The sequence below is a fragment of the Streptomyces sp. CNT372 genome (genome assembly GCF_000377145.1).
Genome location: NZ_KB897782.1, coordinates 335,131 through 355,838, shown reverse-complemented (window position 1 = coordinate 355,838; position 20,708 = coordinate 335,131). Strand labels below are relative to the sequence as shown.

Genomic DNA, 20,708 nt, shown 5'->3' with positions numbered 1-20,708 from the left:
GAGGAGCCCCGGATGCGCTTCCGCCACCCGGGCGGGTCCCTCGTCCACCTCTCCTACTGCACCAACGTGCACCCCGCCGAGACCCTCGACGGCGTTCTCGCCCAGCTCCGCGACCACTGCGAACCCGTGCGCCGCCGCCTCGGCCGGGACCGCCTCGGCATCGGCCTCTGGCTCGCCAGGGACGCCGCCCGCGCCCTGGTCGCCGACCCCGCCGCCCTGCGCGGCCTGCGCGCCGGACTCGACCGCCGAGGACTGGAGGTCGTCACCCTCAACGGCTTCCCCTACGAGGGCTTCGGCGCCGAGGAGGTCAAGTACCGCGTCTACAAACCGGACTGGACCGACCCCGAACGCCTCGCCCACACCACCGACCTCGCCCGGCTGCTCGCCGCCCTGCTGCCCGACGACGTCACCGAGGGCAGCGTCTCCACCCTGCCGCTCGCCTGGCGGACCGGCTTCGGACCCGAGCAGGCCGAGAGCGCGCGCACCGCCCTGACCACCCTCGCCCGGCGGCTGGACGCCCTGGAGGAACTGACCGGGAGGTCCGTCCGGATCGCGCTGGAACCCGAACCGGGCTGCACCGTGGAGAGGACCGCCGACGCGATCGCCCCGCTCACCGCCGTCGGCGCCCCGCACCGTATCGGCCTCTGCCTCGACACCTGCCATCTCGCCACCTCCTTCGAAGAACCCGGAACCGCCCTGGCCGCACTCGCCGCGGCCGGCATCACCATCCCCAAGAGCCAGCTCTCCGCGGCCCTGCACGCCGAACACCCGCACCTGCCCGAGGTCCGCGCGGCCCTCGCCGCCTTCGCCGAACCCCGTTTCCTCCACCAGACCCGCACCCTCGCCGGCCCCCTCCGGGCGGGGCAGCCCCCCTCGGCCGCCGGACTGCTCGGCACCGACGACCTCGACGAGGCCCTCACCGCGGGCGCCCTCCCCGACACCGCCCCCTGGCGCGCTCACTTCCACGTCCCCCTGCACGCCCCGCCCGCCCCGCCCCTGACCTCCACCCTCTCCGTGCTCCGGGACACCCTGGCCCACCTGGTGGGCGGGCCCGCACCCCTCACCCGCCACCTGGAGGTCGAGACCTACACCTGGCAGGCCCTCCCGCCCGAGCTGCGGCCCCGCAACCGCACCCAGCTCGCCGACGGCATCGCCGCCGAACTCACGCTGGCCCGCGACCTGCTGACCGATCTCGGCCTCAAGGAACTCCCATGACCGACCCCGCCCGCCCCACCCCCCTGCTCGTCCTGGACGTCGTCGGCCTCACCCCCCGGCTCCTGGAGCACATGCCCCGCCTGGCCGCCCTCGCCGACGAAGGCTCCCGGGCGCCCCTGACCACCGTGCTCCCCGCCGTCACCTGCGCCGCCCAGTCCACCTTCCTCACCGGCGCACCCCCCTCCGAGCACGGCATCGTCGCCAACGGCTGGTACTTCCGCGAGCTGGGCGACGTCCTCCTGTGGCGCCAGCACAACGGCCTCGTCTCCGGTGACAAGATCTGGGACGCCGCCCGCCGCGCCCACCCCGGTTACACCGTCGCCAACATCTGCTGGTGGTACGCGATGGGCGCCGACACCGACATCACCGTGACCCCCCGCCCCGTCTACTACGCCGACGGCCGCAAGGAGCCCGACTGCTACACCCGGCCCCCGGCCCTCCACGACGAACTCACCGAGAAGTTCGGCACCTTCCCCCTCTTCCGCTTCTGGGGCCCCGGGGCCGGCATCGCCTCCAGCCGCTGGATCGCCGACGCCACCCGCCACATCATGCGCACCCGCGACCCCGACCTGACCCTCTGTTACCTGCCCCACCTCGACTACGACCTGCAGCGCTACGGCCCCGACGACACGCGCTCGTGCCGGGCCGCCGCCGACCTGGACGCCGTCGTCGGACCGCTCCTCGACGACGCCCGGGCACAGGGGCGCACCGTCGTCGCCCTGTCCGAGTACGGCATCACCTCCGTCAGCCGCCCGGTCGACATCAACCGGGCCCTGCGGCGCGCCGGACTCCTGGAGGTGCACACCCAGGACGGCATGGAGTACCTCGACCCGATGGCCTCACGCGCCTTCGCCGTGGCGGACCACCAGCTCGCCCATGTCTACGTACGCCGCCCCGAGGACCTGGACGCCACCCGCGAAGCGCTCACCGGCCTGCCCGGCGTCGACCAGCTTCTCGACGACGAGGGGAAGAAGGCCGCCGGCCTGGACCACCCCCGCTCGGGCGAACTCGTCGCCGTGGCCGACCCCGACGCCTGGTTCACCTACTACTACTGGCTGGACGACGCACGCGCCCCCGACTTCGCGCAGCTCGTCGAGATCCACCGCAAACCCGGCTACGACCCCGTCGAACTCCTCATGGACCCCGAGGACCCCTATGTGCGGCTCAAGGCCGCCGCGGCCGTGGCCCGCAAGAAGCTCGGCATGCGCTACCGGCTCGCGGTGGTGCCCCTGGATCCCTCGCCTATTCGGGGCAGCCACGGCCGCCTCCCGGCGGGCGACGAAGAAGGTCCGCTCATCCTGTGCTCCACCCCCCGTGCGATCGCAGGCCGCGTCGCGGCCACCGATGTGAAGTCCCTGCTCCTTCAACTGGCTGGTCTCCACTGAACCACACCCCACCGACAACGAGGAGTTATCCACAGTGAGCCGCAACAGCAAGGCGAACGACCCCGAACTCTCGCAACGCCTCAGCAGACGGAACATGCTCGGCGTCACCGCGGGCGCGGGCGCCGCCGCCCTCCTCGGCCTCGGCGCGGCCGCCTCCCCGGCCGCCGCCCGCGGCAGGGACCGGGGCCGCCCGGTCCTGCCCCCGGGCCGGCTCGGCATCCAGCTGTACTCGCTGCGCGACAAGGTCTCCACCCTCGGCTTCGCCAAGGTCTTCGCCGAGCTGGAGCTCTACGGCTACGACGAGGTCGAGTTCGCCGGCTACACCCAGGGCTCCGGGGGACCGATCACCCTGGAGCAGCTGCGAAGGCTCGCCCGCGACCACGGCCTCAGGCCCATCGGCAGCCACGTCAACTACTACGACGACGGCAACCCGAACGCGTACAGCTTCGCGCAGAACCTGGAGAAGGTGCTCGACGACGCCCAGGCCCTCGGCCTCAAGCACATCGGCACCGCCTCCGGCCCCTGGCGCTACGGCGCCACGGTCGACGGCTGGAAGCGCTGCGCCGAGGACTTCAACCACTACGGCGCCGAGGCGCGCAAGCGCGGGATGAGGTTCTACCAGCACAACCACGCCGAGGAGTTCTCCTTCGCGACCGACCGCCCCGAGGTGCGGCTCTACGACGTGCTCCTGAAGGAGACGGACCCGGACCTGGTGTTCCTGGAGATGGACATCTACTGGGCCTACGCGGCGCAGTTCCGTTTCAGCAGGCGCGTGGACGGAACCCCCGCGCCGCTGGACCCGCTGGCGTACGTGCTCGAGCAGCCCGACCGCTATCCGCTCTTCCACGTCAAGGACGGCGAGCACGACGCCTCCACCCGGGACGGCTACCGGATGGTCGACGTCGGGGACGGCGACATCGACTACAAGCGCTTCATCTCCGCCGTGACGAAGACCCGCGGCGGGCGCAGCGACCACCACTGGCAGGCCGAGCACGACAACCCGGTGGAGTCCTTCGCGTTCGCCCGCAAGTCCAGCGCCCATCTGCACGCCCTGCGCGAGCGCGACTGCTGACGCGGCGCGCGGCCGGGTGCGGCCGTTCGCGGCGTGTGCGACGCGGCGTGTGCGACGTGGTGGGGGAGGGGGCGGGCGGCGAGTGGGGCGGGGGCGCGGCGCCCGCCCCCGCTCCGTCCGGCCTGCGCCGCCCCCGTCCCGGCGCCCTCGCCGACGCGCCCCGGCGGCCCGGGCCCGCCGGGGCGTTCACTCACCCGCGGTGAACAGTCCGCCGAAAATCTCGCTACCGGCCAGTAGTCCTCGCGACGCCTTCCGTCCATCATTAAGCGCGAGCATGACAACCCGTTCGTTCGACCAGGCGAGCGGGCCATGAGCAGGTTCCACACCAGGAGACCCCCCATGCATGCACGCGCAACGACCATGCGCACCGCCGCGGCGCTCGCCGCGTCCGCCGTCCTTGTCGCGGGCCCGGTCACCGCCGCGGCCGCCGCGGAGACGGCGCCCGACCGGCGGACCCCCGCCGCCACCCCCGCGGCCACGGCCGGCGTCGACTACGCGACCTGGAAGCGGGACGTGGCCGCCGTCGTCGCCGAGGCCCGGCCCTACCTGGAGGCGCGCACCGCGAACGCCGGGAAGGAGCGGCAGGCGATCGTCCTCGACATCGACAACACCTCCCTGGAGACGCACTTCCACCCCTTCTGGGAGCTGCCCACCCCGGCCGTCACCGGCGTCCGCGACCTCGCCCGCTTCGCCGACTCCCGCGGTGTGACGGTGTTCTTCGTGACCGCCCGGCCGGGCATCATCCACCACCTCACCGAATGGAACCTGAAGAAGGCCGGCTACCCCGTCGACGGGCTGTACGTACGGAACCTGCCCGACCTGTTCGCCGAGGTCAGCGCCTACAAGACGGAGAAGCGCGCCGAGATCGAGGCCAAGGGCTACAAGATCATCGCGAACATCGGCAACAACACCACGGACATCGTCGGCGGCCACGCCGAGCGCACCTTCAAGCTGCCCGACTACAACGGCCAGCTGTCCTGACGCACCGCTACGGGCGCGGCCACCCCGCGCCCGTGGCATCCGCCCGTCTCGTCCGTCCCGTCCGTCCCGTCCGTCCCGTCCGTCCGGGGCACCCGGTCACCCGATGCCCTGCCGGTCCGGCTCCAGGGAGAACGTCCGGTCCACGGCCTCCGGCACGGTCCGTTCCACGGCCCTTACCAGCAGTGTCCGGTGGCGTTCCACCGGCTCCCGCCGCTCCGGCGGCACCAGCCGCAGCAGATCGTCGAACCCGGCCATCAGCCGCCGGGACACCTGCGGGGACCCCGCCGCGAGCTGACGGAGCTCGGTGAACCCCAGATCGACCAGGTCGTCCCAGACGGGGCCGTCCTGCACCAGCCGGACCGCGCCGCTCCGGTCGCGGTGGTGCAGCACGCCGAGAGGGCGGTCTGCCGCGGCCGCCAGGAAGCGCACGATCCGGTCCGCGCACTGCACGGCAGTGGTGGGATCGTTGACCGCCGGGGACAGCGCCCGCAGCGCGATGTCCGACAACTGTCTCAGCCCGAAGCCCAGGTCCTGATGGAAGGTGCGCTCCACGCCCACGGAGACCGCCGATGCCAGGACGGTCGCCGAGGGGATCCCCCTCCGGTCCCCGTGCACCGCCAGGACCGGTGTCCCCGGCACCACGAAGTCCCCGACGCGCGGGATCAGCCGCAGCACCACCCCCCTGCGCCGCGCCGCCCGCACCAGCCGGGCCACGTGCACGTCCCGCAGCGTCCCCGACCGCCCCCGGTGCCCGAGCCGGGCGACCTCCGGGGGGAGTACGGCCGGGTCCAGTTCCTGTGCCGGCACCCGGTTCAGCACACCCATCGCCTCCCGGGTGATCCGGTCCACCACCGGGCCCACCTTCATGAGCTGGAGCGTCTGCGTCACATAGGCGATGAACAGCAGCAGGCTGAGCACCATCATCAGGAGCGTCACACCGCTCTGCACGAACGGCACCGAGGCGACCCGGCGGGGATCGGTCTCGCTGTCGTAGCTGCCGAGGACGAGCAGGGCCAGCACGAAGGTGGAGAGGAACACCGAGAAGGTGAGCTTGCTGGTCCTGCTGCGGATGAAGATGCGCACGACCCGGGGGCTGAAGTTCCCGGCGGCCATCTGGACGGCGACCAGCGAGATGCTGAAGACGACGCCGATGAAGGTCATCATCGCGGAGGCGATGGTCGTCACGATCACCTTGGCGTCCTCGGCCCAGGTGCGCAGGACCCGCACCGAGTCGAAGTCCCCGTCGTCGCGGAGGGCGTTCAGGAGCAGGGTGTCCACGGAGTCCGCGGCCAGCCAGACCACCACGACGAGGAAGAGGGAGAAGGTCGGGGCGAACCAGAAGGTGTCCCGCAGATGCTCGCGCAGCGGCGAGAGCGGGCGGGGCCGGAGGTAGGTGCGAGAGCTCACGTCCCGACGCTAGCCTCACGCTGGGCTTACGCACGGGCACGCAGCGCGGTGACGCTGCCGCGGGTGTCGGGAAAGCCGCTGACCACGCAATATGTGGGTGAGAGGCACCTCGAACCCCTGGTATTGTTGTCCATGTCGCCGCGGGAGACCGCGGCCGATCACCTGGTCCGGGTGGCGGAATGGCAGACGCGCTAGCTTGAGGTGCTAGTGCCCTTTATCGGGCGTGGGGGTTCAAGTCCCCCCTCGGACACCAGCTGAGACCCCACTCCATGTGGGGTTTTCTGCTTTTCTGAGCAGTGGCGTGACCAACCACGTGACCAACGGCCCAGAGATTCCCCAGGTCAGACCAGGGATGACACGCCGAGTCGGCCCGCACCGGAGGCGGCCAGTCGGCGCGCTCCGTGCTTACGTGAGTGCCCGTACCGGGCCATCGTGTAGCCCGGCGAGTGGTGCCGGACGTTCGTGGAGACCTCTACGGGGTTCTCCCCGGCCTCCACATCGTTCGTGACCTTGCTGTGCCTCCAGTCATGAATCCGGAAGTCCTCCGGCAGGTATAGCCGGCTCCGGAGGGTCCGCCACCGCGCCGACACCGACCAAACGAATGCGTCCCCGGCCTATCCAGGGCGGGGACGCATTCGTTGCTTCGACTACTCCAGCGGACAGGGCAGTTCGGGACTGGAACGGTTCGGGGAGCAGCTCACCAGCGCGACCGAATGGAACTGGGTGCCGTTCAGGTAGTGCCCCAGCGACACATCCCCGCCCCAGGTCAGCCGCTCCACTGCCGCCTTGACCATGAGTACCAGCCGGATCGCTTCCCGGTCCGCTTCCGAGGCGAACCGGGGAGCGGCCTCCGCCAACTGGAGGCCGAGCCATTCCCCCGCCTCTTTCGGTTCCTCCCACGTGCCCTTGACCGCCCCCGGCGGCTTCATGAGCCAGTGAGCCGTCTGTATGGGCGGCAGCCCCGTCACGCCGAACTCCGCAACCACTTCCCGATACCGTTCCAACAGCCGCTGAGCCGCCACGTCCTCCTTGGCCGCAGGCGGGGGCGGATTGGGATGCGGGGGCCGCCGCAACGCTTCGTTGTCGAACGCCTTCTTCTCTCCGACCCATGCGTAACCGTGGTGGTGCACTGCCGCTCCGTTCCGGGAATGGCGACGGCCCCGCCCGTCGGCGTGTGGGCGGGGCCGTCAGTCGGGTGGTTCTCAGGAGTCAGGCGGAGAGGTCGAAGCGCGTGGGGTCGATGCCCGCCGCGTTCAGCTCCGCCGTGGTGAACCGCAGCGGCTCAGCACTCGGCCGCTTGCTGTCACCCATGGCCCACGCGTCCGGGCCGATCTTGGCGAGCGTCACGCACGCCTCGCCGTCCGGGTGCGTGTTGCCGCCGCACGCCTTGTGGAACTCGGCTCCCTCGGTGGGGAGCCCGTACAGGTCGGTCATCGTTGTGCCCTTCCTGATCTGCCTGACGGCCGACCGAGAGTCGGCCGTCCCCCGCCCCTCAGCGGACGGAAGTCCTCGCGCCCCGAAGAGCCTCGGCCACCTGTTCCACGACGTCCGCGCGGACCGTTCCCAGGTCCACGTACGGTCTGCCGGTCTTCGTGACCACGGGCCGGACGCTGCTCCAAGAGGACTCGGGAAGGCCGAGTGCGGCCAGAGCCGCTCGTATCGACTCGGCGGCGTCCGTGGCCCGCGCCCAGCCGTCCCGCCAGGTCTGCATGTCCATTACGCGGCCACGCCCACGCTCGGGCACTCGTTCGCGTGCCGGTAGATCACCACCGGGGACGCCGAGGCCCTTCCGATGCAACCCCGCCGGACAAGCTCCAGGGTCTCGACGGCTCGCAGACACGCGGTGCACTGACTTCCCGGCGGCGCATGGGTCACGTACTCCCACAACTGTTCCGCCGTCTGCACGGTGCCCGCCATGGCGCCCTCCCGGTCGCTTCCGAAGCCGATGGAACGACCCTAGGAAGTGGCGAATCCGCGCAGCTACGTTCTTGCACAAGCTTGCACGCGAACTAGCCGAGAGACGTAATCGCCTCTGAGATCAGAGCCCGGGCGGCAGCACCGTGTACCGCGATCTTGGACAGCTCCGAGAACGCCTTCGCGTAGGTGGCAACCTCGCTGGGGGCCGTCACGTTCACGGCGGCCGTGAGCAGCTCGATGCTCGCTTGGCGGCTGTCGAACAGGTAGAAGGCTTCCAGTGGCCAGACGCGGCGCTGAGCCGTGAAAGGGATGACTCCAAGGCTTACGTTCGGCAAGGCCATGACTGCCAGGAGATACCCGAGCTGGCCGGCCATGGTGGCCTCGTCGCCGATCCGGTAGCGGAGCACCGTTTCTTCCAGGAGGAGAGCGAACCGGTGGTCACCCTCGTGGAGAACGCGCGAGCGCTCGATTCGGGAGGCGGCGGCCGTCTCTGAATCGTCTGGGGTTCCTTGGAAGGCCGCGATGGTCGAAAGTAGGGCGGCAGCGTAGGCCTCGGTTTGCAGCATCCCAGGGACCACGTTCGAGCAGTACACACGGAAGTGGCGCGTTTGCTCATACAGGGGAGCAACTTCCTCCTGTGCCCGGCGCATGCCGTGCCGGTGGAGCTTCTGCCAGTGCACGTACATCTGATCGGCCTGCCGATTCGCCGCGATCAGGTCCTCTGCTTGGCCCTCGGCTCCGCACGCCTTGCACCACGCGCGGATGTCGGCGTCAGACGCGGGTGTCTTGGCCCGCTCGATACGTGACGACTTGGCCGGACTCCAGCCACAACGAAGAGCCAGCGCATGCCCGGTCAGCTCCGCTTCTCTGCGCAGGCCCCCGAGACGGGTGGCGATGGCTTCTCGGGCAGCCTGGGCACTGGACGAGGGGGATGCAGACATGAGTTGGCTCTTCGCGATTCGTCAGGTCAGACCGAGTACTTCTCGTGTGGGATACCGCGCTCCCACACTGTCTCGAAGGCTGCGGAGGCCAGTGCGGCAACGGCCGGTTCGGACCGTACCTCCCAACCGGGCTCGGACCAGCTCCCCTCCCCGGTGAAGTGGTTGAAGAGCACGATCTCCCCGTCGAACACCCAGCAGTCGTTCCCAGGAAGTGCGATGTCGGAAGCCTGACGGTGGGGGAACCCTGCTGCCCCGTGTCTGGATCAATCCCGATGAACCGTAGTGCCATGACTGCCTCCGGTGTCGAGTGACTGGCTTACGCCAACTTGCACAAGCTTCGTTGCGGTGGCGTCTGAGCGTCAAGGCTGACGGTCGTTCGCAGGGCCCTTGCAGGGCGGTTTTCGGCCACCTGTGAGGCTCGGGCCGGGTTGGCCACGTGGCCGACGCATGACCGACAGCGGGCGGGAACGGACGGAAACGCCAGGTGACCGGCCGCGCTGCCAACGAAGGGCTTTCCGGAGTGCATTCCGCAGGTCGGGAAGGTGAATCGGCTGGTGCCCGAGAGGAGAGTTCAAGTCCCCCTCGGACACCAGCTGACAGCCCACTTCATGCGCGTGTTTCGCGTTCTGGTGTCCGCCCCCGCCGACCCTCCCCGCTGCGCACTCAGCCGGCCCGCCCCGAACCCCGCCCCGCGGGCGATTTTCGGCCACGGCGGGTCCGTCGGGTGCCCCGGACGCCGGCGCCGGGGAGTGGTGCCCTGTTGGTGGCCGCCCACGCGCCCGCCCCCGGCGAACAGCCTCGATAAGGTTAGGCTAACCTCCTCTCCGTGAGTTCTGGAGAAGAAGCGACGACGGACGCGCCCCGCCTGCACGGCCACATCATGTCGGCCACCGGCGTCACCGTGGCCTACGACGGCACCGACGTGGTGCACGACGCGGACATGACCCTGCGCCCCGGCCGGGTGACCGCCCTCGTGGGACCCAACGGCAGCGGCAAGTCGACGCTGCTGCGCACCCTCGCCCGCCTCCAGCGCCCCCGGACCGCCACCCTCACCATCGACGAGGACACCGACGGTCTCGCCCTCACCCCGCGCGAGTTCGCCCGCCGCGTCGCCCTGCTCACCCAGGCGCGCCCCACCCCCAGCGGACTGACCGTGCGGGACGTGGTCGAGTTCGGCCGCTACCCCTACCGCGGGCGCTGGGGCCGCACCGACCCGGGCGGCCGGGCCGCCGTGGACCGGGCCCTGCGCCTGACCGGTGTCCAGGACCTCGCGGAACGCGGCGCCGAGCACCTCTCCGGCGGTCAGCTTCAGCGCGTCTGGCTCGCCGGCTGCCTCGCGCAGGAGACCGGAGTCCTCCTCCTCGACGAGCCCACCACCTACCTCGACCTGCGCTACCAGGTCGAACTCCTCGACCTCGTCCGCGACCTGGCCGACGACCACGGGATCGCCGTGGGCGTCGTCCTGCACGACCTCGACCAGGCGGCCGCCGTCGCCGACCGGATCGTGCTCCTCGAAGAGGGGCGCGTCGTCGCCGACGGCGAACCCGAGGAGGTACTGACGTCCGAGCGCCTGACCGCCACCTACGGCATCAGGATCGAGGTCGCCACCGACCCCCTCACGGGCCGCCTGCGCACCCGCGCGATAGGCCGCCACCACACCCGAACCGAAAGGCTCAGCACCCCGTCATGAGACGCCTCCTCGCCACCGTGGCGGCCACCGCCGCCGCTGCCCTCGCCCTGTCCGCCTGCGGGACCACCGAGCCCGCCAAGGAGTCCGCCGACAAGGGCGCCGAGAAGATCACGCTCACCGACTCGACCGGCGCCGAGGTCGAACTCGACGGCCCCGCCAAGAAGGTCGTCGGCACCGAGTGGAACGTCGTCGAGACCCTCGTCACCCTCGGCGTCGACCCGGTCGGCGTCGCCGACGTCAAGGGCTACTCCGCCTGGGACACCACCGTCCCGCTGAAGAACCAGCCCAAGGACATCGGCACCCGCGGCGAGCCCAGCATGGACACCGTCGCCTCCCTGAGCCCCGACCTGATCGTGGCCACCAGCGACCTGCCCGCCCCCGCGGTCAAGCAGCTCCGCAAGGTCGCCCCCGTCCTCACCGTCACCTCCGCGGACGGCAAGGACCAGATCGGCCGGATGCTGGAGAACCTGGACCTCATCGCCAAGGCCACCGGCACCACCGACGAGGCCGAGAAGGCGAAGAAGTCCTTCGAGACCAAGCTCGCGGACGGCAGGAAGGCCCTCGCTGACGCCGGACTGGACGGCGCGTCCTTCGCCTTCGCCGACGGCTACGTCCAGTCCAACCAGGTCTCCGTCCGCCCGTACACCAGCACCTCCCTGCTCGGCGCGGTCAACGAGAGGATCGGCCTGAAGAACGCCTGGAAGGTCGAGGGCGACCCGGCCTACGGCCTCGGCGCCACCGACGTCGAGGGCCTCACCGCCCTGGAGGACGGCACCCACTTCGCCTACATCGGCAACGGCAAGGACGCCTCCAGCGACCCGTTCGGCAAGGAGCTCGCCGACAACGCCGTCTGGAAGTCCCTCTCCTTCGTGAAGAAGGGCGACGTCCACCGGCTCCCCGACGGCATCTGGATGTTCGGCGGCCCGCAGTCGATGGAGGCGTACGTCGACGCCGTCGTCAAGGCGCTCACGAAGTAACCCCATGGCCGTCACCGCAACCACTCCCGCCACCCGTCCCGAGAAGACCACCGCCCGGGCGGGCGCGGCCGCGGTGACGGCCGTGCTCGTGCTCCTGGTCACGGCGCTCGCCCTGGTGGACATCACCCAGGGCACCGCCGCGGTCGGCGCGCCCGAGATCCTCAAGGCCGTCACCGGCCGCGCCGACCCCGGCGACGCCTCCGTCGTCATCGCCTCCCGGCTGCCCCGGATGACCGCCGGAATCCTCGTCGGCCTCGCCCTCGGCATGGCCGGCGCGGCCCTCCAGAGCATCAGCCGCAACGTGCTCGCCTCGCCCGACACCCTGGCCGTGAACGCCGGTTCCTATCTGGCGCTCGCCCTCGTCGCCGTCACCGGCGTCTCGCTGCCCTTCCTCGCCTCCTCCGGTGTCGCCCTCATCGGCGGGCTCGTGGCCGCCGCCGTCGTCCTCGGCCTCTCCGGCCTGGGCGCCGGCACCGTCCGGCTGGTCCTCGCCGGCACCGCCCTGATGCTCGGACTCGCCTCCGCCACCGAAGGGCTCCTCCTGCTGTTCCCCGAGCAGACCGAGGGCCTCTACCAGTGGAACCAGGGCAGCATCGGCCAGAACGGCTTCGGCGGGGTGCTCCAGATGCTCCCGCTCGCCCTGGTGGGCCTGGTGGGCCTGCTGCTGACGGCCCGCCGGATCGACGCACTGGCCCTCGGCGACGACGCGGCCCGCGGCCTCGGTGTCCCCGTGCGCGCCACCCGCGTCATCGTGGTCACCCTCGCCGCGCTGCTCTCCGCGGCCTCCGTCACCCTCGCCGGGCCGATCGGCTTCGTCGGCCTGGTCGCCCCCGCCCTGATCCGCCCCCTCGCCCGCCGGTTCCGCGGCTTCACCCGCGCCCGCACCGCGATCCCCGTCGCCGGGCTGGCCGGTGCGGGCCTGGTCCTCGGCGCCGACGTACTGCTGCGCGCCCTGGTCAGCCCGGACCGGTCAGTCGCCGTCCCGACCGGTGTCGTCACCAGCATCGTCGGCGCCGTGTTCCTCGTGGTGACGGCGGTCCGCTCCCGGGACGCCGGAGCGTCGGCCGAGGCGGACAAGCTGCGCATCCGCAGCCGCCGGGTGTTCGTCGCGACCCTGGTAGTGCTGGCCGGCGTGGTCGCCGGGGTGGCCGTCGCGGGCGTGCTCCTCGGCGACAGCAAGCTGCTCCTCGGCGATGTCCTCAACTGGCTCCAGGGCAGGGCCGTCCGCTCGGTCTCCTTCGTCCTGGACACCCGGGTGCCCCGGGTCACCGCCGCCCTCCTCGCGGGCGCGGCCCTCGCCCTCGCGGGCACCCTGATCCAGGCCGCCACCCGCAATCCGCTGGCGGAACCCGGCGTCATGGGCGTCTCCGGCGGTGCCGCGCTCGGCGCGGTCGCCTTCGTCACCACCGTGCCGCTGGCCGGCTCCTGGGGCATCACCGGCGCCGCCTTCGCGGGCGCCGCGCTCGCCGCCGTCCTCGTCTTCGGGCTCTCCGCGCGCGGCGGGTTCCAGCAGAACCGGGTCGTCCTCGTCGGTATCGGCGTGGCCACCGGCTCGACGGCGATCATCAGCCTGCTCATCGTGCTCACCGACCCGTTCAACGCGACCAAGGCCCTGACCTGGCTCTCCGGGTCCACCTACGGGCGCACCTTCCCCGACGCGCTGCCGCTGCTGGGGGTCCTCGTGGTGAGCGTGGCCGTGGCGGCCGCCCTGCGCACCGAACTGGACCTGGTGTCCCTGGACGAGCACACCCCGAGGCTCCTCGGGATCGGCCTCGGCCGCACCCGGTTCCTCTTCCTCGCGGCGGGCGTCCTGCTCAGCGCCACCGCCGTGGCCGCCGCCGGGACCATCGTGTTCGTCGGCCTCGTCGCACCGCACGCGGCCCGGGCCCTGGTGGGCAGGCGGCACGTGCGGGTGGTGCCGGTCGCGATGCTGCTGGGCGCCGCGCTGGTCGGCACGGCGGACCTGCTGGGCCGCACCGTCATCGCGCCCGCCCAGCTCGGCGCGGGCCTGATGACGGCGCTGATCGGCACGCCGTACTTCCTGTACCTGCTGGTGCGCACCCGGCGCTGACCAGGAGGTGTGCCGTCCTGATCCGCCGGACGCCTCCTACGCCTCCGCCGGGTCCACCACCAGCCGGTGGAAGACCGGGGCGCCGTCCGGTTCCGCCGCGACCGGGCTGCCCCAGCTGCGCAGCACGGCCGCCGACGGCGGGAACACCGGCCCCGGGGCGAGCGCCCCGGGGCCGGAGGCCGGAAACCACTCCCAGCGCACGATCTTGTCCGGCTCGCGCACGGACGCCTTGCCGCTGACGCGTTCGACCAGGGCCGCGCCCGTCACCCGGGCCATCCCGTGCTCGCCGTCCAGGAGTACCGCGCCGATCCTGATGTCCACCGGGTCCGCGACCAGGCCCGTCTCCTCCGCCAACTCCCGTGCCGCGGCCTCCTCGAAGCGCTCACCGGCGTCGACCTTGCCGCCGGGCAGCTCCCAGCGCCCGTCGTGGCCCAGCCCGAGCAGCACCCGTCCGGCCGCGTCCCGCACCACCACCCCGACGCCGATCAGCCCGTTGGGTGCGGGGGAGGCGCGCCCTGACCGCTGGGGCCGCTGGGGCGACAAGGGTTCCCGGCCGGTCATACGCGTACCTCCACCGCTCGGACGAGTCGTCCGACTCGGACGACGAGGCGCACCCGGGACGCGCGGTGCACCGCCGCCGATCATGCCCGACGGCAGGGACGCTCGCCGGCAACACGGAAGCCGGGCAGCCCCGTTACGGGCCTGCCCGGCCGAGCCGTGACCGGTGGGGGCGGGACCGCCCGCCCCCACCGGGGGACCCGACAGCTAGAACGTGAGGTTCCAGGCGTCGATGCGGCCCGTGTCGCGGGTCGCGGTGTCCCGCACCCGCAGCTTCCAGACGCCGGCCGCGGTCTCCGAAGAGGCGTTCACCGTGTACGTCTTCACCACGTCGTCGGCGCTGTCCCCGTTGGGGAAGTCCTCCAGCAGATACACCGAGCCGTCCGGGGCGACCAGGGAGATCACCAGGTCACCGCGGTAGGTGTGCTTGATGTCCACGCCGACCTTCAGCGCGGCCGGGGCGTTGCCCGGCACCCCGCTGACCGTGAGGGAGGACTCCACCGTCGCGTTGTCGACGATGGTCACGTCCGCCGTGTTCTCGAAGAACCTGCCGGGCGGCGGGGTGCCCCCGTCGACCGCCTTGAGCGCGTCGACCTGGCCCTCGCCGAAGAACGCGTTCTTCGCCGTGGTGCCCGTGCAGCGGCTGTCCGAGGGGCAGGCGATGTCCGTGGACTGGGTGGCCAGGGCGGTCCGCAGCTGGGCCGGGGTGGCGCCGGGGTTGGCGCTCGCGAGCAGCGCGGCGACGCCCGCCACATGCGGGGAGGCCATCGACGTGCCGTTCATGTTCCCGTACCTGCCGCCGGGCAGGGTCGAGTAGACCCCCGAGGCGCCGTCGCCGCCCGGGGCCGCGACGTCGATGACGTCCCGGCCGAAGTTGGAGTACGAGGCCTTGATGTTCCCGTTGCCCATCGCGGCCACCGTCACCACACCCGGCAGCTCGGTGGGGATGTCGACGCAGGCGTTGGTGATGGTGCGGGAGACGGGCGTCGAGTCGTTCGGACTGGAGCTGTCCGTCCGCTTGTTCGCCAGGTCGTAGTTGGAGTTGCCCGCCGCCGCGACCTGGAGCGAGCCCTTGCCCTCCGCGTACGCCTGGGCCCGCCGGACGCCCTCGATGATGGCCGCCTGGTCCGGGTCGTCCGGGCAGTTGAACATCCACGGATCGGTGTAGTAGCTGTTGTTGGTGACCTCGAAGCCCCGGTCACCGGCCCACATGAAGCCGCAGATGGTGTTCTCGGCGAAGAACAGGCTGCTGCCCGGCTCCGCGATGCGCACCGAGGCGATCTTCACGCCGGGCGCGACGCCGACCACGCCCTTGCCGTTCCTCGCGGCGGCCACGGTGCCCGCCACATGCGTGCCGTGCGTGCCGATGTCGCGCCAGGCCCCGGTACGGGCGTCCGCCTTGCCGTAGGCGCAGGAGGCCGAGTTCGCCGCGTCGAAGTTGGGCGCGATGTCCTGGTGCCGGTCGTCCACTCCGGTGTCGAGCACACCCACCGTGACGGACGCCGAACCCGGGTTCACGGCCCACGCCTTGTCCGCGTTGATCCGGGTCATGTCCCAGCGGGCGGTCTCGGTGAGGGTCGTCGGGGTCTGCGCCGGGGCGGCCGGGATGGTGGGGGCGTAAGCGTCGGCCGGGACGTCCGAGGTACGGGTGGCGCCCACCTGCTGGACACCGCTCACCCCGCGCACCGCGGCCGCGAAACCGGCCGACGCGGAGTGCGCGACGACCACGCCGATCGCGTCGTAATGGGCGTACACGGAACCGCCGTTGGCGGTCACCGCCGCGCGCAGCGCCGAGGTGTCGCCGGGGGCGCCGATCACCAGGTACGAGCGGGTCCCGGCGACCCAGGCGGCCGTGGCCGCCGGAGCGGCCGCGGGGGCCTCGGCGGTTTGGGCCGCGACGGCGGACCGGGGCTCGGTGCCGTCCTGCGCCGCTGGAGCGGTACGGGCGGTGCCGGCGGCGCCGGCGGGAGTGGCCAGAGCCACGGCCGTGCCGAGGGCGGCGACGGCGAGGAACGAGCGTCTGAGCCGACGCCCGGATATGCGGGGGGTTGTCACTGCATCCTCCGAGAGCCCGGGGCGCCGGTGGCGCCGACCGGGCCATGGGTCGAATGGGTCGACGCAAGATCTCAGAAGAGGTCATGACAAGGGAAGAGCCGAAAACGCCCGAATCGCCCTGCGGGGTCAAGTGGGTGACGGCCCTCCGGATCGCGGGGCGGCGCCGGGGCCCGCCGGACCGGTCAGCCGGCCGCCCGCCCCGCCGCGTCCACGAGTCCCCCCAGCGCCTCCGCCAGGGCCTCCAGCCCCGGCCCCGCCGGACCGCCCGGCTCGGACATGTAGACGTCCCGCCGGATCTCCACCATCAGCGCGGAGACCCGCCGGTCACGCCCGTAGTGCCGCAGCGGCACGTACGTTCCCGCGAACGGACTGTCCAGCCCCGTCCCGCCGAAGCCCGCGAACGCCCGCCGGGCCGCCTCCGCCAGCTCCGGCGGGGTGTGGAACGGGTCCGTGCCCAGGCAGACCGGCGGCCGGGGCCCGTCGCCGTGCAGCTCGTACGGCAGCGGCCCGGTCGGATACGAGTGGACGTCGATCACCACGCACCGCCCGACCGCCTCCAGCCGCGCGTCGACCGCCTCCGTCACCGCCTGCGCGTACGGCTCGAAGCAGTCCGCGAGAAGCTCCTTCGGGTCGAAGCCCTCGGCCCGCAGCCGCTCCTTGTGCGTGGTGCGCGTGTACACCGCGCCCATGCCGGCGGCGAGCATCTCCTCCCGCTCGTCGGGGAAGCGCTCCGGGTCCACGACCAGCCGCGAGCGCCCGTTGACGAACCGCCAGGGCGTGACGATCGCGTGCGCCGCGGCCCCGGCGGCGATCCGGTCCGTGTACGCGTCCGTGATGTGGTCCAGCTCCCGCTCCAGCGCCGCATCGTCCAGCACGATGCCGCGCCGCACCTGTGGCGGTATCTCCCGTGAGGCGTGCGGCACATGAAGGATCACGGGGGAGCGGGCGGCTCCGGGGAGGAGCCGGAAGGCGGGGGTCTCGTCGGCCATGCGCGGTGTCCTCCCGGTGACGCGTTCGCGGGACGTGCAACGGTAGCCGCGCGGCACACGGCGGTGACGGTCAATCAAGTGGATCGCTGCCCCTCCCGCGTTCCATGATGCCCGCATGAGCGACCACCATCCCGAGCCGGCCGGCCCCGCCGACGCACAGCCGGCCGGCCCCGCCGACCCACAGCCCGACGACTCCGTCGACGCCCTGCTCGTCGTCGACGTCCAGTCCGCGTTCGTCACCGGCCCCGGCGCGGTGCCCGACGCCGCCCGCCTCCTCGACCGCACGGCGGACCTGATCGCGCGGGCCCGGGCTGCGGGCGCCCTCGTCGTCCACGTGCAGAACGACGGGCCGGACGGCGCCGAGGACGCGCCCGGCACGCCCGGCTGGGAACTCCACCACCCGGTCCGCGAGGGCCCGCGCGAGACGGTGGTGCGCAAGCCGGAGGACGACGCGTTCGCCCGCACCTCGCTGGAGGGACTGCTCGACGAGCACGGCGTCGAGGCGCTCGCGGTCTGCGGCCTGATGTCGGAGATGTGCGTCCAGGCCACCGCCCGCACCGCGCTCGCCCTCGACTACCGGGTCGTCCTCCCGCACGACGCACACGCCACCCGGGACATCCCGGCCGCCCCCGGCATCGCCGAGGCGGTCCCGGCGGCCACCGTCTCCCGGGTCGCGGAGTGGGCCCTCGGCAGCGACGTGGAGATCGTGGCCCGGGCCGCCGGGGTCCGCTTTCGCGGCGCACGGCCCGGGGCCGGCCGACCGACCGCGCGCCCCCTGCACGGAGGGTGACCGACCTGCGGGCCGCGGCTCCCCGGCGGAAGCTGGTGAACAGACCCTCCCGAAGGAGTCGCGCCATGAGCGGTCGTGTCAGCGGGAGCGCAGCCTCGTATCCCAGGGGGCGTGCGGGGGCCGCGTCCGTGGCCGTCGCGTCGGCGGTGCTTCTCGCGGGCTGCGGCGCGGGCGCCGACGGCGACGGCCCGTCGTCACGGACTGTGAGCGCGGCGGTCGAGCGGGAGCGCGCGGCTCCGGCGACGGTGGCGACCACCCCGGCCGGGGAGGTCCCGGAGCTGAGGGAGACGGAGACCCTGCCCCTCTCGGTCCCGGCCGACGACGTCCTCGACGAAGGCGCCACCTCGGCCGAGATCACACTCAACCGCCTGCGCCAGGCGGACCGCATCGCCCAGGGCGAGTACCTGGAACCGATCGTCGCCGACCCCGGCACGACCTTCGTCTGCCTGGAGTTCCGCGTGCGGAACACGGGAGACGCCGAGTTCGACACCGGCCCGCTGAGCCGGGCGCGCTGGACAGGGCAGGACGGCGAGACCAAGCAGGTCGACCTGGAGATCGGCGGCAACTGCGTGGACCTCGGCTTCGCGGAGGAGGACCTGATCAGTGAACCCCGTCCGCGCCCGGGGGAGTTCGTCGAGGGCACGGTCCTCTTCGCGGTGCCCGACGAGCAGGACGGCCTCCTGGGGTTCGCCGACGGGCTGGAACGGCCGCTGTTCACCGTCGAGACGACGGCGGCGGTCGATGCGGCCCCGCGCTGACGCGTGCCGGACCGGCGGAGACGGCAGGACATTCGGCCGGGGGAGCCGGTGCTCGTCGGCTGCTCGCGGGGGGGCGGCCCGGGTGCTCGCATTCCCGCGCGGATGTGGCCTGCCCCGGCGTGTCCGTTAGGGTGGAGCCATGTCCACGCCCCGAGTCTCCTAGCTGAGGACCCGCTTCCGCGCCAGAAGTGTGTCCCTTAGCTCTCTCGGAGCGTCACCCCGTGATTACCGTACGTGATGTCGAGTTGCGCGCAGGCGCCCGCCTGCTGCTCTCGGACCTTTCCTTCTCCGTTTCCTCCGGCGACCGTGTCGGCCTGGTCGGCCGCAACGGAGCGGGGAAAACCACCTTGATGACCACCTTGGCCGGGCAGTCCAAGCCCGCCGCCGGAACCATCGTCCGTACCGGCTCGGTCGGGTTTCTCGCGCAGGACTCCCGCGCCGTCGATCCCGCGGTCACGGTGACCGACCGGATCCTGTCCGCTCGCGCCCTGGACGCGGCGCTGCGTCGTCTGCGGGCGGCTGAGGCCGCGATGGCCGAGGCCGACGCCCCGGGCGCCCTGGAACGGGCGATGGGTGCGTATGCCCGGGCGGAGGCGGCCTTTCAGGCCGGCGGCGGGTACGCGGCCGAGGCCGAGGCCGCCCGCGTGGCGGCCGGGCTGGGACTGCCCGAACGGGTCCTGGCCGAGCCGGTCGGCAACCTCTCGGGCGGGCAGAAGCGCCGGGTGGAACTCGCGCGGGTCCTGTTCGCCGGGCACGACGGTGTGCTGCTGCTGGACGAGCCGACCAACCACCTCGACGCCGACTCCATCACGTGGCTGCGTGGATTCCTGCGGGAGTACCGGGGCGGCCTGGTGGTGATCAGCCATGACACGGGTCTGCTCGCCGAGGTCGTGAACCGGGTCTTCCACCTGGATGCCACTCGGGCGACGATCGACGTCCACAACACCGGCTGGGCGGCCTACCTGGCCCAGCGGGGAGCGGACCGGCGCCGGCGGGAGCGGGAGCGGGCCAACGCGGAGCGCAAAGCCGCCGCCCTGCACGCCCAGGCGGAAAAGATCAAGGCCCGCTCGGCCACCGCGGTCACCGCCCGCAGTATGGCCCGTCGCGCGGAGCGCATGCTCGCGGGTGTGGAGCCGGCCCGCCGCACGGAGAAGACGGCCCGGATCCGGTTGCCCGAGCCGCTGCCGTGCGGCCGGATGCCGCTGGGCGCGGTCAGCCTGTCGAAGTCCTACGGCGGTCACCGCGTGCTTGACGGTGTGGACTTGGCGGTGGACCGGGGCAGCCGGCTGGTCGTCCTGGGCCTCAACGGCGCCGGCAAGACCACTTTGCTGCGGCTGCTCGCCGGCGCGGAGCAGCCCGATGCCGGGCGGGTGGTGCACGGGCACGGGCTGCTCCTGGGCTACTTCGCCCAGGAGCACGACACCCTCGCCCCCGGCCGCACTGTCCGGGAGAACCTGCTGGATGCCGCGCCGCACCTGACCGAGGGCGAGGCACGCCGGGTGCTCGGCTCGTTCCTGTTCAGCGGGGACGACGCGGACAAGAGCGCCGGGGTGCTCTCCGGCGGGGAGAAGACCCGCCTGGCCCTGGCCGGCCTGGTCCACTCCGGTGCGAACGTGCTGCTGCTGGACGAGCCGACCAACAACCTCGACCCCGTTTCCCGCACTGAGGCCCTGGCGGCCGTCGACTCCTATCCCGGAGCGATCGTCATGGTCACCCACGACGAGGGCGCCGTCGACGCCCTGCGCCCCGACCGCGTCCTGGTCCTGCCGGACGCGGACGAGGACCTGTGGAACGAGGACTACCGCTCCCTGGTCGCCCTCGCCTGACCGTGAGGATGTGACACCCGACCGTGTGCCCGGCCCGACCGCTGCCGGTTCGGCGGTCGGGTGGTGGAGCAGCCCC

Annotated in this window: 18 protein-coding genes, 1 tRNA gene and 1 pseudogene; 11 read left to right on the top strand and 9 right to left on the bottom strand. The window is 72.4% G+C overall.

The window, feature by feature from the left end; genetic code table 11:
• The first annotated feature begins 12 nt into the window (after positions 1 to 12).
• The 4 genes from eboE to C593_RS0116710 all read left to right on the top strand — a co-directional run bounded on the left by eboE (position 13) and on the right by C593_RS0116710 (position 4,653).
• Positions 13 to 1,215, top strand: a complete 1,203-nt coding sequence (eboE, locus tag C593_RS0116725) for a metabolite traffic protein EboE (RefSeq protein ID WP_018848449.1) — start codon at positions 13 to 15, stop codon at positions 1,213 to 1,215.
• Positions 1,212 to 2,600 (top strand): alkaline phosphatase family protein, encoded by a 1,389-nt coding sequence (locus C593_RS0116720; protein ID WP_018848448.1) that lies wholly within the window; start codon positions 1,212 to 1,214, stop codon positions 2,598 to 2,600. The genes eboE and C593_RS0116720 overlap by 4 nt, the downstream gene beginning before the upstream one ends.
• A 34-nt stretch (positions 2,601 to 2,634) precedes the next feature.
• Positions 2,635 to 3,672 carry a sugar phosphate isomerase/epimerase family protein gene (locus tag C593_RS0116715; RefSeq protein WP_018848447.1) on the top strand — a complete coding sequence of 346 codons (1,038 nt, stop codon included), beginning with the start codon at positions 2,635 to 2,637 and terminating at the stop codon, positions 3,670 to 3,672.
• Positions 3,673 to 4,011: 339 nt separating this feature from the next.
• The gene (locus tag C593_RS0116710) at positions 4,012 to 4,653 is read left to right on the top strand and encodes an HAD family acid phosphatase (RefSeq protein ID WP_026277768.1); all 642 of its coding nucleotides are present in this window, start codon (positions 4,012 to 4,014) and stop codon (positions 4,651 to 4,653) included.
• Between the two features lie 96 nt (positions 4,654 to 4,749).
• On the opposite strand, the gene C593_RS0116705 is transcribed toward C593_RS0116710, so the two are convergent.
• The gene (locus tag C593_RS0116705) at positions 4,750 to 6,060 is read right to left on the bottom strand and encodes a DUF2254 domain-containing protein (RefSeq protein ID WP_018848445.1); all 1,311 of its coding nucleotides are present in this window, start codon (positions 6,058 to 6,060) and stop codon (positions 4,750 to 4,752) included.
• Positions 6,061 to 6,225: 165 nt separating this feature from the next.
• On the opposite strand from C593_RS0116705, the gene C593_RS0116695 reads away from it, so the two are divergent.
• Positions 6,226 to 6,313, top strand: a tRNA-Leu gene (locus C593_RS0116695).
• Between the two features lie 394 nt (positions 6,314 to 6,707).
• On the opposite strand, the gene C593_RS0116690 is transcribed toward C593_RS0116695, so the two are convergent.
• The 5 genes and pseudogenes from C593_RS0116690 to C593_RS33835 all read right to left on the bottom strand — a co-directional run.
• Positions 6,708 to 7,190 (bottom strand): hypothetical protein, encoded by a 483-nt coding sequence (locus tag C593_RS0116690; protein WP_026277767.1) that lies wholly within the window; start codon positions 7,188 to 7,190, stop codon positions 6,708 to 6,710.
• Positions 7,191 to 7,269: 79 nt separating this feature from the next.
• Positions 7,270 to 7,494, bottom strand: coding sequence for a DUF397 domain-containing protein (locus tag C593_RS0116685; protein ID WP_018848443.1), 225 nt, complete (start codon positions 7,492 to 7,494; stop codon positions 7,270 to 7,272).
• Positions 7,495 to 7,552: 58 nt separating this feature from the next.
• The gene (locus C593_RS0116680; protein WP_018848442.1) at positions 7,553 to 7,777 is read right to left on the bottom strand and encodes a hypothetical protein; all 225 of its coding nucleotides are present in this window, start codon (positions 7,775 to 7,777) and stop codon (positions 7,553 to 7,555) included.
• A 292-nt stretch (positions 7,778 to 8,069) separates the two neighbouring features.
• On the bottom strand, positions 8,070 to 8,918 hold the full coding sequence (locus tag C593_RS0116670; protein ID WP_026277765.1) for a Scr1 family TA system antitoxin-like transcriptional regulator: 849 nt from the start codon (positions 8,916 to 8,918) through the stop codon (positions 8,070 to 8,072).
• A 26-nt stretch (positions 8,919 to 8,944) separates the two neighbouring features.
• Positions 8,945 to 9,157: pseudogene (locus C593_RS33835) on the bottom strand (DUF6879 family protein); the annotation flags it as partial.
• A gap of 587 nt (positions 9,158 to 9,744) precedes the next feature.
• Here C593_RS33835 and C593_RS0116660 point away from each other — a divergent pair.
• The 3 genes from C593_RS0116660 to C593_RS0116650 are packed head-to-tail and all read left to right on the top strand — an operon-like array spanning position 9,745 to position 13,656.
• Positions 9,745 to 10,608 (top strand): ABC transporter ATP-binding protein, encoded by an 864-nt coding sequence (locus C593_RS0116660; protein WP_026277764.1) that lies wholly within the window; start codon positions 9,745 to 9,747, stop codon positions 10,606 to 10,608.
• Positions 10,605 to 11,585, top strand: coding sequence for an iron-siderophore ABC transporter substrate-binding protein (locus C593_RS0116655; RefSeq protein WP_020610327.1), 981 nt, complete (start codon positions 10,605 to 10,607; stop codon positions 11,583 to 11,585). Before C593_RS0116660 ends, C593_RS0116655 begins: the two co-directional genes overlap by 4 nt.
• Before the next feature lie 4 nt (positions 11,586 to 11,589).
• Positions 11,590 to 13,656, top strand: a complete 2,067-nt coding sequence (locus C593_RS0116650; RefSeq protein ID WP_018848436.1) for an iron ABC transporter permease — start codon at positions 11,590 to 11,592, stop codon at positions 13,654 to 13,656.
• 36 nt (positions 13,657 to 13,692) lie between these two features.
• On the opposite strand, the gene C593_RS0116645 is transcribed toward C593_RS0116650, so the two are convergent.
• The 3 genes from C593_RS0116645 to C593_RS0116635 all read right to left on the bottom strand — a co-directional run bounded on the left by C593_RS0116645 (position 13,693) and on the right by C593_RS0116635 (position 17,258).
• Complete coding sequence (locus tag C593_RS0116645; RefSeq protein WP_018848435.1) at positions 13,693 to 14,217, bottom strand: NUDIX domain-containing protein; 525 nt, start codon at positions 14,215 to 14,217, stop codon at positions 13,693 to 13,695.
• A gap of 204 nt (positions 14,218 to 14,421) precedes the next feature.
• Positions 14,422 to 16,269: a S8 family serine peptidase gene (locus C593_RS0116640; RefSeq protein WP_018848434.1), complete on the bottom strand. Its 1,848-nt coding sequence runs from the start codon at positions 16,267 to 16,269 to the stop codon at positions 14,422 to 14,424.
• Between the two features lie 182 nt (positions 16,270 to 16,451).
• On the bottom strand, positions 16,452 to 17,258 hold the full coding sequence (locus C593_RS0116635) for an N-formylglutamate amidohydrolase (protein WP_018848433.1): 807 nt from the start codon (positions 17,256 to 17,258) through the stop codon (positions 16,452 to 16,454).
• 115 nt (positions 17,259 to 17,373) lie between these two features.
• On the opposite strand from C593_RS0116635, the gene C593_RS0116630 reads away from it, so the two are divergent.
• The 3 genes from C593_RS0116630 to C593_RS0116620 all read left to right on the top strand — a co-directional run bounded on the left by C593_RS0116630 (position 17,374) and on the right by C593_RS0116620 (position 20,632).
• On the top strand, positions 17,374 to 18,048 hold the full coding sequence (locus C593_RS0116630; protein WP_018848432.1) for a cysteine hydrolase family protein: 675 nt from the start codon (positions 17,374 to 17,376) through the stop codon (positions 18,046 to 18,048).
• Positions 18,049 to 18,113: 65 nt separating this feature from the next.
• Positions 18,114 to 18,806 (top strand): DUF4352 domain-containing protein, encoded by a 693-nt coding sequence (locus C593_RS0116625; RefSeq protein ID WP_486591143.1) that lies wholly within the window; start codon positions 18,114 to 18,116, stop codon positions 18,804 to 18,806.
• 221 nt (positions 18,807 to 19,027) lie between these two features.
• Positions 19,028 to 20,632 (top strand): ABC-F family ATP-binding cassette domain-containing protein, encoded by a 1,605-nt coding sequence (locus C593_RS0116620; protein WP_026277761.1) that lies wholly within the window; start codon positions 19,028 to 19,030, stop codon positions 20,630 to 20,632.
• Positions 20,633 to 20,708: the final 76 nt, after the last annotated feature.

Excerpts from the sequence above, each read along its gene's own strand:
- C593_RS0116625 (WP_486591143.1), top strand. The coding sequence starts at position 18,114 with ATGAGCGGTCGTGTCAGCGGGAGCGCAGCCTCGTATCCCAGGGGGCGT.
- C593_RS0116650 (WP_018848436.1), top strand. The coding sequence starts at position 11,590 with ATGGCCGTCACCGCAACCACTCCCGCCACCCGTCCCGAGAAGACCACC.
- C593_RS0116655 (WP_020610327.1), top strand. The coding sequence starts at position 10,605 with ATGAGACGCCTCCTCGCCACCGTGGCGGCCACCGCCGCCGCTGCCCTC.
- C593_RS0116720 (WP_018848448.1), top strand. The coding sequence starts at position 1,212 with ATGACCGACCCCGCCCGCCCCACCCCCCTGCTCGTCCTGGACGTCGTC.
- C593_RS0116710 (WP_026277768.1), top strand. The coding sequence starts at position 4,012 with ATGCATGCACGCGCAACGACCATGCGCACCGCCGCGGCGCTCGCCGCG.
- C593_RS0116685 (WP_018848443.1), bottom strand. The coding sequence starts at position 7,494 with ATGACCGACCTGTACGGGCTCCCCACCGAGGGAGCCGAGTTCCACAAG.
- eboE (WP_018848449.1), top strand. The coding sequence starts at position 13 with ATGCGCTTCCGCCACCCGGGCGGGTCCCTCGTCCACCTCTCCTACTGC.
- C593_RS0116670 (WP_026277765.1), bottom strand. The coding sequence starts at position 8,918 with ATGTCTGCATCCCCCTCGTCCAGTGCCCAGGCTGCCCGAGAAGCCATC.
- C593_RS0116645 (WP_018848435.1), bottom strand. The coding sequence starts at position 14,217 with ATGACCGGCCGGGAACCCTTGTCGCCCCAGCGGCCCCAGCGGTCAGGG.
- C593_RS0116680 (WP_018848442.1), bottom strand. The coding sequence starts at position 7,777 with ATGGACATGCAGACCTGGCGGGACGGCTGGGCGCGGGCCACGGACGCC.
- C593_RS0116635 (WP_018848433.1), bottom strand. The coding sequence starts at position 17,258 with ATGGCCGACGAGACCCCCGCCTTCCGGCTCCTCCCCGGAGCCGCCCGC.
- C593_RS0116630 (WP_018848432.1), top strand. The coding sequence starts at position 17,374 with ATGAGCGACCACCATCCCGAGCCGGCCGGCCCCGCCGACGCACAGCCG.